The organism is Dyadobacter sp. CY356 (genome assembly GCF_021440195.1).
Lineage (GTDB): Bacteria > Bacteroidota > Bacteroidia > Cytophagales > Spirosomataceae > Dyadobacter.
Map to the genome: position 1 here is coordinate 158,191 of NZ_JAJTSZ010000006.1, position 13,614 is coordinate 171,804.

Here is a 13,614-nt window from a genome sequence, read left to right on the forward strand (position 1 = left end):
CCGCACTCCCTTCCAGCAAAAATTATTTTACATCCTTCCTTCGCTTTTTAACATAGGTGAAAATTATTGGGAAGGGCCACTTCTACCTTTGACCTATCAAAAAACAAACAAATAATTTTCAAAACATAATCCTTACATTTTATGAAAACGATCATCACATCTCTGGCCCTTTTGCTGACCCTGGCCATCTCTTCCTGTAATTCAGAATCAAGTCCGGCACCGGAAAAGAAAGGTGAAACCGTTGTTTTGGTTCATGGTGCATGGCAGGGTGCGTTTACCTGGGCAACTGTTAAAAGTAATTTAGAGAAGAAAGGTTTCAATGTTATTGCCGTAGAATTGCCAGCTCACGGAGATGACACTACGCCGGTTGCAGGTTTAACGCTGGATAGTTATAGTGCCAAAGTGATTTCGGTTATTGAGGCACAATCCTCCAAAGTAATTCTGGTTGGTCATAGCCTGGGCGGCATGGTCATTTCTGCTGTTGCTGAAAAGATTCCTGCCAAAATAGACAAACTTGTCTTTTTAGCTGCTTTTTTGCCGCAAAATCAGCAATCGCTATTTGATATTTCCGGTAGTGACAAACAAACACTTTTGCCTGCCGCTCTGGAAGTCAGTGCCGACCAGTCGACTATTGCTGTGAAAACAGACAGTCTGATCAACATTTTCTGTCAGGATGGAAGTGCAGAAATCAAGCAGCTTTTGTTATCAAAAAACAGAACGGAACCGCTTTTGCCCCTGACTAATAAAATAACAATTACAGATGCTAACTTTGGAAGCGTTAGCAAATATTACATTCGTACGATTAATGACCATGCGATTGGTATCAATTTGCAGAATCAGATGATTAAAACGACGGCGATTAAAAAAGTTTACAGTTTAACTGCGGGACATACGGCTCATCTTTCTCAACCGAACGAAGTTTCAGCGATTATTGAAGAGATTGCTACGGTTAAATAATTCTGAATATTAAATATCCTGCAAGTAAAAATCCTTTCGAAACTCAGGTTTTGGGAGGATTTTTACTGGTTTATGTTTTGCGTTTTGTATATGGTGATTTTTTTAACCCGTCGGACGGGTTAAAAAAACTGATTAATAGCAATAACTGATATTAACAATTATACCTCAAAACCAGTTATTTACGAACAACAGGTTTTAATCCACGCATTGCTTTGGTACCAATCGATGGCATTTTTGCAGGTAATTTTAATAACGTGGCTTCGGGTTTTGGATATTCTACATAACCCGACAAATACCTTTCAATAATAAAATCTTCTTCACGCTCAAAACCAATAGCCGGCTGATCGGCATAGGCTGTCATATCATATAGTTTTCGATGCCAAATGGCAGAATCCAGGTTTCCATCCAAAACATATACATTTTCAAATCCTTTGTCAAATTTGAAATGTATCCCTTTTTCAGCATTTGCAATCAGGCTTTCAGGATTCCCGGTAAGCGTAATTGGCATATAGGTTTTCTTTTCATATACAAACCCACCGTGACTTGCCTTGATATATTCCCGCATAGTCCTTGGCGCATCACCAACATACAGCACATCAACAAGTAGAATTTGTTTTGCTGCATGAAACTGGTCAGCGGAGGTAATTAACGGAAGCTGCGAAATTCTGATCATTTTAAAATTGTAAAAATGGATACTGTTTGTAAAAACAGCTCTGGAAATAATAACATTCAAAAATAATCAATCCGGATTATAGAATGTGATATGAATTCGGTTTTTATCAATACAAGATTAGAAATGTAAAGTCCTGACTTCGGCAGGCAGGCTTACAGAAAAATCTGACGGTTTGATTTAACTGTTTCGGATGGTATCTTTACCATAGGAAGAAATGATATTAATATGGATATAATGCAGATTTTTATATCGAAAATATTACCGGCTGGCATATTTTTTTAAGTCCGATTCTTAAAGAACTTATGTAAAACCTCGCTCTATTAACACCGAAATGGGAATCCGGACTTAAATCCAGATTCCCAAAATTCATTAACAAATGATGATCAGACTAACGAATTATAAATTTACATATCAGTAATATTTTTACAGGTATGATAATTATGTCTGATAAATTAACAATTCAAAACGAATAAATCACTTCTCAATCAATTGCTGAACATGATTAAGCTACTTAGAAACATTGCCATACTGGGCGAAGGAATTGCCAACTTCAATGAGAAATATGCACAACTTGAAAGAGAAAGCCCGACCGAAGCTGTGATTATTGATCCCGACGGAATTGTCAACGCATATAGCTATGAGGGTTTTGCTTTTTTGAACGAAAACTGGTTCGAAAAATACAGTCCAAACTGGCAGACGGATTCATCAGCTATTGACAAACTTCTGGTCAGTTTAGTTAAGTCGTCTTCCAGTCATACTCCTTCGGTCAACCTTACAAAAATTAAAGATTATTTATCAAGTCCGCCGGATTCAATCGAGGAAACCATCAAGGTTTGGAAGAGCTTCTATGATCCTCATTTTAAAGATATTTGAAATACTAACAAACTTTGAAACTGGCATATTGGAAGGCTCTAAAACTTAATGATCCGATAAAATTACCTGTGGCTTACTCCCCTTTTTCTTTGTAACCAAAAACAGCAAAGGCAAAGCGAAAAGAAAAACAGCTCCGACCAGTAAATAGGCATCATTAAAACTTAGCAAATTACTTTGTCGCCCGATTCCGGCATCAATTAAGCCCATAGCCTTTTTGTTTGCATCAAATGAAGTGAATCCTTTACCTATGAAATAGTTGGTATATCCTGCAATTCGCTGCATCGCAAGCGGATTATACTCTGTTACATTTGATACCAGATCCGAACGATGCAGGGCGTTACGGTTATGCAAATACGTATTTACCATAGCAAGCCCGACCGAACCTCCAAGTTGTCTCATCATATTGTTGAGGGCTGCGCCCTGGGGAATATCCTTTGGTTCCAGCGCCGAGACCGCTAGTGCAGTTAGCGGTACCGTGACGATTGCCAGTCCTACACCACGGAAAATCAGAGAAATAGTTATATCATGAGCACTTGCATTTAGATTTAACCTGGACATCTGCCAGCTGAACAAGACAAAAAGCATCATGCCTGTTGTGATCATAAACAATGGGGAAATGCCTTTTTGTAAAAGCTTTGCGGAAATAATCAAACCTCCTATTGCCAGAAATGCACCGGGCAATAACAATAAACCGGTTTGTGAAGGTGTAAAATTCAACAAACGTTGCGCAAAAACCGGCGTCAAAAATACCGAACTAAAAAGACCTATTCCCGAAATGAATGTAACGATAGCCGCTATACTCAGATTTTTACTTTTCAAAACCCGCAGGTTTACCACAGGACTTTTGACTTTTAATTCCCACCAGATGAATAGTGATAACCCAAGCGAAGCCGCTACGCTCAGCCAGATAATATAATTCGCATCAAACCAGTCGTCTATCTCTCCCCTCTCCAAAACGGTTTGTAAAGAGCCGATGCCAATGGCTAAAAGTAAAATGCCCGTCCAGTCTATATTTCCGGCTGTTTGCTTAAACTTCGGTTCGCTAAGTAAAACGTAACAAAGAGATGCTACGGTGACGCCAATGGGGATATTGATATAAAAAATCCAGGGCCAGGAATAATATTCTGTGATGAACCCGCCTAAGGTCGGTCCGATCGTGGGGCCGAGAAAAACGCCTACACCAAATATCGCGCTGGCCACATTTTGTTTTTCTTTTGGAAATAATTCGAAAACGATCGCCTGGGAAACAGAAAGTAACGCGCCACCACCTAGTCCTTGCAGAAAGCGGAAGAAAACAAGCATCCAGATGCCGGAAGCTTGTCCGCACATGAATGAAAAGAATGTAAAAGCGATGACAGATCCGATGTAATAATTTCTACGCCCGAGCTTTAAAGCCAGAAAGCTGGTCATCGGGATGATGATGACATTGGCAATAGCATAGGACGTGATCACCCAGGAAGTATCTTCAAGTGTAGATCCCAGGTTCCCGCTCATATGTGAAAGTGCAACATTGACGATTGATGTGTCAATCAATTCCATGACGGCAGCTGCTATCACGGTAATCAGAAGGATCGTTCGTTTCATAATAATAACGATCGGTATATTTTATCAACAAAATTTTTCATAATAGATAGGGCTAAATATAATTTTTTAATGACTTATTAAAACGTAGGATCTAAGAATACAATGTTTACTTTCAAATTTTAATTTGATGACAAAAATATACCATTCGGTATTATTTTCAAAATATTTTGTGGAATATATTGGGATGAGCAAATCATTGGCATTAATCGGTCATACTTACGGTATTTTCAGGTAAGATATATTCCCTTGCTCCGTGGGTTAAAACCCAAGGTTACCATATGGATCACGCCTCTGGCATTTTAAAATTAAGAAAAAGTGCCAGGGGATAGCCGATATACCAGACCTGGAATTTATTCGGGGGAGAAAATTAAATATCGAACAAAAAAAACCGGCCAGACAAGTATCAAAACCTGCCTGGCCAGCTTAATCAGAATATTCAAAATTATTCTTTTACAATCACATCATGTGCTCCGCCTTCAACAATACTCACGGAAGAAACCAACGTAATTTTTGCTTTTTCTTTGAGTAATGGAATAGAAAGAGTTCCGCAGCTACACATCGTCGATTTAATCTTTCCAACGGTAACAGCCAGATTATCTTTTAAAGTACCGGCATAAGGAACGTAACTGTCAACTCCTTCTTCAAATTTCAAACCATCTGCGGTGTCACCCATATCATAACGCTGCCAGTTACGTGCACGGTTAGAACCTTCTCCCCAATATTCCTTTACATAATTTCCGCCAACCATCAATTTACGTGTCGGGCTTTCGTCAAAGCGGGCGAAATATCTACCCATCATCAGAAAATCCGCGCCCATGGCAAGAGCAAGTACCATATGGTAATCCTGGGCAATTCCTCCATCCGAGCAAATCGGAATATACACTCCCGTCTCCCTGAAATATTCGTCACGGGCGTCTGCCACTTCAATAAGTGCCGTTGCCTGTCCACGTCCGATACCTTTTGTTTCTCTGGTAATACAAATTGATCCACCGCCAACACCCACTTTGATAAAGTCAGCACCTGCTTCTACCAGATATAAAAATCCTTCTTTATCAACTACGTTACCAGCGCCAACTTTCACTTTCCCGCCAAATTCACTTTTAATGTATTCAAGCGTTTCCTTTTGCCATTCAGAAAATCCATCCGACGAATCGATACATAACACATCAGCACCAGCTTCAACCAAAGCAGGTACCCGTTCCTTGTAATCTCTCGTATTAATTCCTGCGCCAACGATCAATTTCTTTTGAGAATCAGACAATTCCAGAGGGTTATCTTTGTGATTATCATAATCCTTTCTGAATACGAAAAACTTGAAATTATTATTTTCGTCAATTACCGGAAGGCTGTTAAGCTTATGTTCCCAGATAATATCATTTGCTTCTTTCAGGGAAATTCCAAGTTCAGCCGTAACCAGATTTGAAAAAGGTGTCATAAATTCCTTCACCTTTTTATCAAGACTGTCGTTAGTAACTCGATAATCTCTGCTTGTAACGATGCCTAATAATTTGCCTTCCGCTGTTCCGTCATCAGTAATTGCGATAGTTGAATGTCCGGTTCTTCCTTTTAAAAGAATGACATCTTTCAAAGTATGTTCTTCTGTAAGATTGGCTGTGCTGATCACAAAACCAGATTTGTGATTTTTCACTTTTCTAATCATTTCTGATTGTTCCTCAATTGACTGAGAACCAAAAATAAAGGAAAGGCCTCCGTTTTTAGCTAGTGCAATGGCCATATTATCGTCCGAAACCGACTGCATAATGGCGGATACAAAAGGTACATTTAGTTCAATATCAGACACTTCTCCTCTATTAAACTTCGTTAGAGGAGTTTTCAATGATACCTTGTTAGGAACACATTCCTTGGTTGTCAAACCCGGAATCAAAAGGTATTCGCTAAAAGTTCTTGATGTTTCGTTTAAATACTGAGCCATTTTTATCTGTTTTTTAAATTTATCGCTCTTCTGTTCGAAAATACTGCCAAATAAGAAAGATCCGTTTCCCACATTTTGAACAATGTAGGAAAATAAGATTTTACCAATAAGCCGGTATCACCGATGAAGAAGAATCGAATTGTTTTTTGAAGTTTAAGACTGAATACCGACATTGATTTTGAATCTGTCGGGAAAAATAAATTGTTTCTAATGCCCTGTTGGATTAATATGTCTGAAATCAGTTTTGAATCCAGAATACCGTAATTTAGGATGATATTTTTTCGGAAAGCCCTGAAAAAGAGAAGATTAACAAACCGGTTAAACATTTTCAAAATTGCCGTTCTGTACCATTGTTGCTTTTCTCCTGCAACTTTCCGGCTCTGCGAACCGGGTACTTCAACAATATTGAACCCTGTTTCCATAAAATATATTTATAGAGAACATCTTTTCCGGGAAATAATTCACTAACGTCAATTATGATTTTTCCACGGAAGCTTTACATTGCATAAATCGGATAACATAAGGTGTTATTCAACTGACTCGTAAAGCGTTCTTTCTATAATGGACGCAAAAGTAATTTATTTTTATAACAATTCCTTGATCGGAAGCATAGAAATTACTACTTATCGACTAGGTATATTGAAAAGCATGTTTTTTAAACCAAACCAAAGAGATCCGTTATTAATAAATACCAGGAATAAAATGATATGAACACTGTCCGATTGCAATATAATTTTTGATGAAGCATAAGTTGGCGAAATATTCATTGCCCCGAAACTTTAACCCCGGTCCTTATACGTAATACAATACTGCCATCTTTAACAAACGCCCGGTTTTCATTTTTCACACATCTGAACTTTGTCAGATATTATTCATATCCGTAGGCTACCAATATCTGGTCACTGTTTTTTTTTAACTCGGCTCGGGCATCATATCCATTGAGCACGATCACATGCGCGCCCATTTCAGCGGCCTGCTTTTTCATTTTCTCAACGTCCCTGGACTCAATATTCGATAAACTATGGATCTGATGAGCGGATTTGATATGGATTTCACCCTTTTTTATCAAACCTACCACGGACAAAGGATTGTTGGTTACCACAATTTTTTCCCAGTCCTTTTTTCCATGTATTTCAACTTTTTGCGAAATCGGTTCCATACGACCAGATTTGTACACGATTTTTTCAACTTCCGCTTTGCCTAATTTGTATGAATGGGAATCGGCCGGATCGGTGTAAACAATAATACTTTCTGTGACGTAATTTACCTTGACATTTAATTTCTCGCCATCATGTTTGACTATAAGGTCCTGCCCAAAAACAAACTGTGTGGAAATATAACAGATAATTAAAAGTAATAGATAATTTTTCACATTTATCGATTATAGAGGTTCTACATAGCACAAATATATCAATAGAATTTTTTCTACGAAAAAATTTATTAGTTCGAAGATACTATAAAACAAAATAAGATTTTATAATTTTTATAATTTTAAATGAAACTATTCAAATACAGAATTTCGGTTCAGTATTTACACAATCCAGAATATCTACATGCGATGTAGTAATAATCCGCCATGATCAGCTTGGAAACTACCGCTAAATCAAAATATATTACTTATTATCAAATAGTTAGTATATTTACCAACAACCTGTAATGCTCCGCTCAACGAAAAAGTCTTTTAATACTTAACCTGAAATTATCATCAATATCAGGCTGAAAAAAGATTTAACCCATTGATATATCTAATCAATAAAGACTATACCCTCACTCCTCTTGATGAGCAATTTTTTCATAATCTTAATAAAAGCAATTGTTGGTTTTATCTGGTTTGTTGCAACAGTTGTCACCACGATATTGCTATCTCCATTTATGCTCGCTGCCTGGATTTCTCGTTTACTAAATAAAAAGCAAAACGACAATAATGGAAATCCAACTGAGGATGGTGAAAATCAACTATAATGTTTGGAAATTCAGGATCACCCTTTTTGGATTGCATTTTTCAAAATTCCGACGGCTATCTTCATTTCTTCCACGGACAAATTTCCAAAACCTAGCCGCATAGCTGTGACATTTTCTGTTTGGTACAAAAGTTTATGCGGTAAATGCAGATTTTCTACCAGACAGTTTTTACTGATCCGCATGAGATTCAATTCCGGCTTCCAATTTGTCCATATAGATAAACCGCCCGGCGGAGCAGAAAATGAAACATAATCACCCAATTCAGAAGTTAATAAATCACATAAAGAATCTCTGCGTTCCTGATAAATTTTCAAAGCTTTTTTAAGATGCCGCTGAATTTCTCTTTCTTCCAACAGTTCTCCCAAGGCCTGCTCCATTAACATATCGCCCTGCCTGTCAACAATACGACGAAACTTACCCAGTTCCTGAATAAGATTTTCAGGAGCTACCAGATATCCTGACCGAAATCCCGGAGCTAAAGAATTACAAAACGAGCCGATATAGACCACCATTCCATGCCTATCGGCACTGGTTAGCGGCAATACGGGACTGCTATTGTAGTGAAAATCATAGTCATAATCATCTTCCAGAATAATAAAACCATGTTGCGCAGAAAGGCTTAACAATTCCAGTCTGCGCTCTGTACTTAGGGTCACCGTTGTAGGATAATGATGGTGCGGAGTCAGATATATCATTCTGATCTTCCTGGACTCACAGAGTTTTTTGATCGCTTCTACCGAAATCCCGTCCTCGTCTACTGCAACCGAAACAATACGCGCACCAGCCTCCTGAAATATCATGTTGGCAACATAATAACTGAGATCGCCGACGATAACCAGATCATCCTTTTCAATCAAAAGATGAGACGCCAGATAAATACTCATATGTATTCCTCTGGTAGTCAGTATATTATTTTTGGTGATGTGCAAACCGCGGGTATTATTCAGATATTGCGCCAGTGTTTCGCGATAAAATTCATTTCCTTCGACATGAGAATATCCAAAATGTTTGTGACTGCTTTTTCTTTTTAAAATTCCACCGTAAACTTTCGCCAAACGATCCAACGGGGCCAGACGTATATCCGGAAGGCCATCCGTAAACGATAATGCAGAATCCGTGGTAATGGCAGGCTTATCAAGTAATATATTTTGTTTGAAACCAAAACCCGTCTTTTCAGGATAACTGGTCAAAAATTCGGTATTGTATTTTAATGAATCCGATCTTCTGGCTGGTGATTTGCTGCTTACAAAAGTTCCTTTATTGGGTTGAATTTCAGTCCAGCCCTGCGCATTCAGTTCGTCGTAAACAGCAATAATCGTTTTACGATGCACTTCCAGTTCCTGAGATAATGCACGGGATCCCGGTAATTGAATACCTGGTGTCAAAACGCCACGCTGAATCGCGTTGATCATTTGGTGTACGATCTGCAAATAGACTGGCGTGTCCAGATCACGGTCAATCGTGACCATACTTTTAAAAGGAATTTGAACCGGACTACTCATGGAGCAAAATTAACAATTATAAAGAGTCCGGAATAACTTAGGGTGAAATATCTGTACGGTCATTTTAAATAAACTATATATCACCCTGAATTACAGCTGGATAAATCAATATTTATTCGCTAAATTTGATTGCTTTCAGTATCTAATTCAGCATTTAACGGTATTGGCTATGATCAGAAGATTTCTTTCCGTGCTGCTGGTTCTTCTTTCGCCCGTTTGCCTGGCGAATTTTCTGCTGATACCGATGGACAAAACGCAGACCAATCATCTTAAGGCATATGGTCTGGCGTATGCAATCCTTAAAGATGATGTTGAACTGGACTGGCTTTTGAATTATCGCGGTGGCAGTTTTATGGTTCAATATTCCAAGGCCATTGAAAGAGAATGTAAACTGCGTGCAATTTCCTTCGACATTTTATCGGACGCTTCCCAGTCACAAATCGTAAGCCAGATCAGCAATCCGAATGTCAATATGGAAGTCATAAAATTACATACTGCTGCGAAGATTGCCGTCTATTCACCAATAAAAATCAGTGCCTCCGAATTTGAAAATACAGATGCAGTATTACTGGTTTTGAAATATGCAGAAATCCCTTTTGAAGTAATTTATGATGAAGAAATATTAAGAGGCGATCTTCCCAAATACGACTGGATCCACTTGCATCATGAAGATTTTACCGGCCAGTTTGGACGAAATTTACGGCGCCTGTCTCCAAATGACATCAAGGCGCAGGAGGCCATTGCAAATCGATATGGATATACAAAAGTCTCGCAGATGAAACTGGCTGTTGCGAAATCAATTAAGGAATTCTGTGCTGGCGGCGGTTTTTTGTTTGCGATGTGCTCCGGCGCAGAAACATTTGATATTGCCCTGGCCGCTGAGGGAATCGATATTGTCGACGGAATCGATGGCGATGGTGCGGATCCTAATGCTCAATCGAAACTGGATTATTCCAAAACTTTTGCATTTCAAAATTTCAAACTCCACCTGGACGATGATGATGGAAGTGCCTTTTCGGATATTAACGCATCCAGTGGCAGGTCGTGGTACAGTGAAAATGAAGATTATTTCTCTTTGTTTGATTTTTCAGCGAAATGGGATGTAATTCCGGCGATGCTTGTTCAAAACCATGAAAGCCTGATCCGGGAATTTTTTGGACAAACGAATGCATTCACAAAATATACCGTCAAACCCAACGTGTTGGTTATGGGAACCAGCAGTCATTCAGACAGATATATTTATGGCGAACTTGGCCGTGGCCAATGGACCTTTTACGGCGGACATGATCCGGAAGGTCGCCGCGGCGGCAACCGCAGAATGGCGACAGACCTCAATCTTTATCCAAATTCTCCGGGTTATCGGCTTATCCTCAACAATGTTCTTTTCCCATCAGCAAGGAAGAAAAAGAGAAAAACGTAAAAATTGGTTACAGCCACTTTAAATTGATATATTTCCTGCAAGACAATGTTTCAATCTGCATTTTCAGCAGATTCAAACAAAAATCAGCAATCGGAAATAACATTTCAAGTGGGACGAAAATTCGTTGAATTTATCTTTTTCGGAAATTATTTTGTCGGCTTATTGGCTGTTGCACTTTCTTTGGAAACAGCATTTCAGCTTCAAATCCATTTCAATTCCACTTTATACTATGTGCTGTTGTTTTTAGGAACGGTGATGTATTATACTTATGCTTATTCGGGTATAACAAGTGCAAACAATTCTATAAATCCCAGAACAATCTGGTATGCCGGGCATCATAATTTCATCAGGTGGAGCCAGCCTGTTTTACTTTGCCTGTGTACAATTTTATCTTTGGTTTTACTTTTCAGGTATTACGAAAATATTCTACACCTGCCAATAACGTACTGTATCGTGGTTGGTGTTATATGCCTGGCAGCAATTTTATATTATGGCTTAATACCTAAATCTTTCATAAAAATTAACCTACGAAACACAGGTTGGCTTAAAGCGTTCATCATTGGGTTAGTCTGGGCTTGCTGCGTGAATTTATTACCGTTGGTTGTTTTGCAAATTGAACGGGGCGCATACTATGTTGATCCTGTCTTTGCCCTTTGGCTTTTTATGAAAAACTGGATGTTTTGCACTGCAAATGCCATTATGTTTGATTTAAAAGATTATGAAGACGATTCAAATCATCAGCTTAAAACCTTCGTCGTTCGTTATGGTTTGCAAAAAACAATTTTTTATGTGTTGATTCCTTTGCTGGGAATTGGCGTGATTTCGCTTTTATTTTTTGCACATTTCCGCCATTTCAAAACCATAATTTTACTATTCAATCTGACACCTTTTATTTTTATGTTGATTGTAGCAAGGTCTATGTTAAGGCATAAAAATATTCTATACTACCTCATTGTCATCGACGGACTTCTACTCGTAAAAGCAATTTGCGGCATAGTCGGATCTCAATTTAATCACTAGAAAAAAATGGATACTGATTTTGATAAAGTTGCCCGCCCCTATGATTTTATCAGCCGGTTAGTTTTTGGAGATGCCCTGGTAATAGCGCAGGTAAGTTTACTATCTCAAATTTTACCAGATAGCAGAATTTTGATTGTTGGTGGAGGAACCGGCTGGATACTAGAAGAAATTACCAAAATACATTCCTCCGGATTAGAAATAATTTATGTAGAATCGTCTTTAAAAATGATTGAATTGTCTAAGAGGCGAATCTGCGAAAACAATGACGTTACTTTTATAAACCTGCCTGTTGAAAAATATCAGTCAGAAACCCAATTTGATATGATTATTACACCTTTCTTTTTTGACCTTTTCAAAAAGGACAAAATCCAGACCCTATTTTCAGGAATAAGTGAAAAGTTAAAAATAAATGGATTATGGCTTTACACCGATTTCATTCCAGACAAATACCAGACAAAAATCTGGCAAAAATTACTTTTAAAAATGATGTATTTATTTTTTGGAGTATTAAGTAAAGTTGAAGCTTCCGAACTCGTAGATATGGATTTCTATTATACTGAACAGTATAATAAAATTTATGAGGGATGGTTTTATGGGAAATTTGTGAGGTCGATTAGTTATAAAAAAATACTCAAATAAGTTTCATTTATAATTACTTAATTCAGTTTTTACCTTCTTTACCTGTTATCAGTTAAGTCAACTCTCACCTTTTCAATAAACTCCTTAGCCACACCTGTCAGAAAGGATATTTTATCTACATCGAAGTCGGAATTTTTGAGAAGATGTTTTACTATTATGACTTTCTCTTCTTCACGGCCTTTTTCCATCCCCTCCTCAATACCTTTTTCCATTCCTTCCTCAATACCTTCTTCCTTTGCCAGCATCTTAATCGTTTCAATAATTCCCATGGCTGTTTCTTTACCGGTTAACAAATTTATTTCCTTATCAAATTTACTATTTATTTCAGAATTTTCAATGTGAACGAATGTCTTCAAAAAATACAGAAAACGCCTTATCTGCTCGTTGTCATATTGTTTAGTTTTTATAAGAGCCCTCGCAATGGTTAATCGCTGTTCCCCCAACTCTTCCTCAGGAATTTTCCCCATCAACAATGCTTTCTGTGCCGCCAGAACAATAAATGCAAATGGATTATTCATAGCCAGAAGCTCTTTTTCACTATGTTGCTGAATTCCGTAGGCATTATACTCGTAAGTAATCTTTGTTCCTAAAAAATTCTTTTGATAAGATGCCGTCTGATTTTGATTTCTGGCCCCTGTAAAAACAGCAAGCGCAACTATATCAACTTCAAACCTGTCCAGAATTCTATAATAATACTGAAACATCCTTTTGGCAAACTGCTTTCCTGCAATTGCTTCAATCTCAATGTGTACCAATATCCATTCTTCCGCTCCATTTCTCAAAAATGTTTTCACAAGCATATCCACAAAGCGACTGCCACCTTGCTTTTCAAGTTCAGGAAACAACTCACTCAGTTCTTTATCCAAGAACTGAAAACCGCGCTCCATATTAAAAATATTATCCGCATCATTGAAAAAGAAACGCAGCAAATCATGGAAAGCTTCTTCAAAAGCGCTTTTCAACAGTATATCATTCTTTTTACGCATACCCAAAACATTATCTAAGTCATTCAATTTGTAATAAGCCTTGCCAATACTGACCAAAGTCACAC

General features: G+C 38.0%; 13 protein-coding genes. 6 read left to right on the forward strand and 7 right to left on the reverse strand.

Annotated features, from left to right (window positions below):
- The first annotated feature begins 141 nt into the window (after positions 1-141).
- Positions 142-957 carry an alpha/beta fold hydrolase gene (locus tag LXL81_RS19630; RefSeq protein ID WP_234648465.1) on the forward strand — a complete coding sequence of 272 codons (816 nt, stop codon included), beginning with the start codon at positions 142-144 and terminating at the stop codon, positions 955-957.
- A gap of 175 nt (positions 958-1,132) precedes the next feature.
- Here the strand turns inward: LXL81_RS19630 and LXL81_RS19635 are convergent, their stop codons facing one another.
- Complete coding sequence (locus LXL81_RS19635) at positions 1,133-1,630, reverse strand: hypothetical protein (protein WP_234648466.1); 498 nt, start codon at positions 1,628-1,630, stop codon at positions 1,133-1,135.
- Positions 1,631-2,128: 498 nt separating this feature from the next.
- Between LXL81_RS19635 and LXL81_RS19640 the strand changes: the two genes are divergently transcribed.
- Positions 2,129-2,503: a hypothetical protein gene (locus LXL81_RS19640; RefSeq protein WP_234648467.1), complete on the forward strand. Its 375-nt coding sequence runs from the start codon at positions 2,129-2,131 to the stop codon at positions 2,501-2,503.
- Positions 2,504-2,548: 45 nt separating this feature from the next.
- Here LXL81_RS19640 and LXL81_RS19645 read toward each other — a convergent pair whose 3' ends face one another.
- The 4 genes from LXL81_RS19645 to LXL81_RS19660 all read right to left on the reverse strand — a co-directional run bounded on the left by LXL81_RS19645 (position 2,549) and on the right by LXL81_RS19660 (position 7,392).
- Positions 2,549-4,087: a DHA2 family efflux MFS transporter permease subunit gene (locus LXL81_RS19645; RefSeq protein ID WP_234648468.1), complete on the reverse strand. Its 1,539-nt coding sequence runs from the start codon at positions 4,085-4,087 to the stop codon at positions 2,549-2,551.
- Between the two features lie 442 nt (positions 4,088-4,529).
- On the reverse strand, positions 4,530-6,020 hold the full coding sequence (locus tag LXL81_RS19650; protein ID WP_234648469.1) for an IMP dehydrogenase: 1,491 nt from the start codon (positions 6,018-6,020) through the stop codon (positions 4,530-4,532).
- A 2-nt stretch (positions 6,021-6,022) separates the two neighbouring features.
- Complete coding sequence (locus LXL81_RS19655; protein WP_234648470.1) at positions 6,023-6,442, reverse strand: hypothetical protein; 420 nt, start codon at positions 6,440-6,442, stop codon at positions 6,023-6,025.
- Positions 6,443-6,888: 446 nt separating this feature from the next.
- Positions 6,889-7,392, reverse strand: a complete 504-nt coding sequence (locus tag LXL81_RS19660) for a hypothetical protein (RefSeq protein WP_234648471.1) — start codon at positions 7,390-7,392, stop codon at positions 6,889-6,891.
- 407 nt (positions 7,393-7,799) lie between these two features.
- Here LXL81_RS19660 and LXL81_RS19665 point away from each other — a divergent pair, with 407 nt between their 5' ends.
- Positions 7,800-7,982 (forward strand): hypothetical protein, encoded by a 183-nt coding sequence (locus LXL81_RS19665; protein ID WP_234648472.1) that lies wholly within the window; start codon positions 7,800-7,802, stop codon positions 7,980-7,982.
- 17 nt (positions 7,983-7,999) lie between these two features.
- On the opposite strand, the gene LXL81_RS19670 is transcribed toward LXL81_RS19665, so the two are convergent.
- Positions 8,000-9,484, reverse strand: coding sequence for a PLP-dependent aminotransferase family protein (locus LXL81_RS19670; protein ID WP_234648473.1), 1,485 nt, complete (start codon positions 9,482-9,484; stop codon positions 8,000-8,002).
- Positions 9,485-9,653: 169 nt separating this feature from the next.
- Here LXL81_RS19670 and LXL81_RS19675 point away from each other — a divergent pair, with 169 nt between their 5' ends.
- From LXL81_RS19675 to LXL81_RS19685, 3 genes are all read left to right on the forward strand, one after another.
- On the forward strand, positions 9,654-10,904 hold the full coding sequence (locus LXL81_RS19675) for an asparagine synthetase B (RefSeq protein WP_234648474.1): 1,251 nt from the start codon (positions 9,654-9,656) through the stop codon (positions 10,902-10,904).
- A 108-nt stretch (positions 10,905-11,012) separates the two neighbouring features.
- Complete coding sequence (locus LXL81_RS19680; RefSeq protein ID WP_234648475.1) at positions 11,013-11,924, forward strand: UbiA family prenyltransferase; 912 nt, start codon at positions 11,013-11,015, stop codon at positions 11,922-11,924.
- Positions 11,925-11,930: 6 nt separating this feature from the next.
- Complete coding sequence (locus LXL81_RS19685) at positions 11,931-12,563, forward strand: class I SAM-dependent methyltransferase (protein WP_234648476.1); 633 nt, start codon at positions 11,931-11,933, stop codon at positions 12,561-12,563.
- 38 nt (positions 12,564-12,601) lie between these two features.
- Here the strand turns inward: LXL81_RS19685 and LXL81_RS19690 are convergent, their stop codons facing one another.
- Positions 12,602-13,576: a hypothetical protein gene (locus tag LXL81_RS19690; protein WP_234648477.1), complete on the reverse strand. Its 975-nt coding sequence runs from the start codon at positions 13,574-13,576 to the stop codon at positions 12,602-12,604.
- Between the last annotated feature and the right edge of the window lie 38 nt (positions 13,577-13,614).

Coding starts and splice junctions, on each gene's coding strand:
- LXL81_RS19630 (WP_234648465.1), top strand. CDS start 142: ATGAAAACGATCATCACATCTCTGGCCCTTTTGCTGACCCTGGCCATC.
- LXL81_RS19635 (WP_234648466.1), bottom strand. CDS start 1,630: ATGATCAGAATTTCGCAGCTTCCGTTAATTACCTCCGCTGACCAGTTT.
- LXL81_RS19640 (WP_234648467.1), top strand. CDS start 2,129: ATGATTAAGCTACTTAGAAACATTGCCATACTGGGCGAAGGAATTGCC.
- LXL81_RS19645 (WP_234648468.1), bottom strand. CDS start 4,087: ATGAAACGAACGATCCTTCTGATTACCGTGATAGCAGCTGCCGTCATG.
- LXL81_RS19650 (WP_234648469.1), bottom strand. CDS start 6,020: ATGGCTCAGTATTTAAACGAAACATCAAGAACTTTTAGCGAATACCTT.
- LXL81_RS19655 (WP_234648470.1), bottom strand. CDS start 6,442: ATGGAAACAGGGTTCAATATTGTTGAAGTACCCGGTTCGCAGAGCCGG.
- LXL81_RS19665 (WP_234648472.1), top strand. CDS start 7,800: ATGAGCAATTTTTTCATAATCTTAATAAAAGCAATTGTTGGTTTTATC.
- LXL81_RS19670 (WP_234648473.1), bottom strand. CDS start 9,484: ATGAGTAGTCCGGTTCAAATTCCTTTTAAAAGTATGGTCACGATTGAC.
- LXL81_RS19675 (WP_234648474.1), top strand. CDS start 9,654: ATGATCAGAAGATTTCTTTCCGTGCTGCTGGTTCTTCTTTCGCCCGTT.
- LXL81_RS19685 (WP_234648476.1), top strand. CDS start 11,931: ATGGATACTGATTTTGATAAAGTTGCCCGCCCCTATGATTTTATCAGC.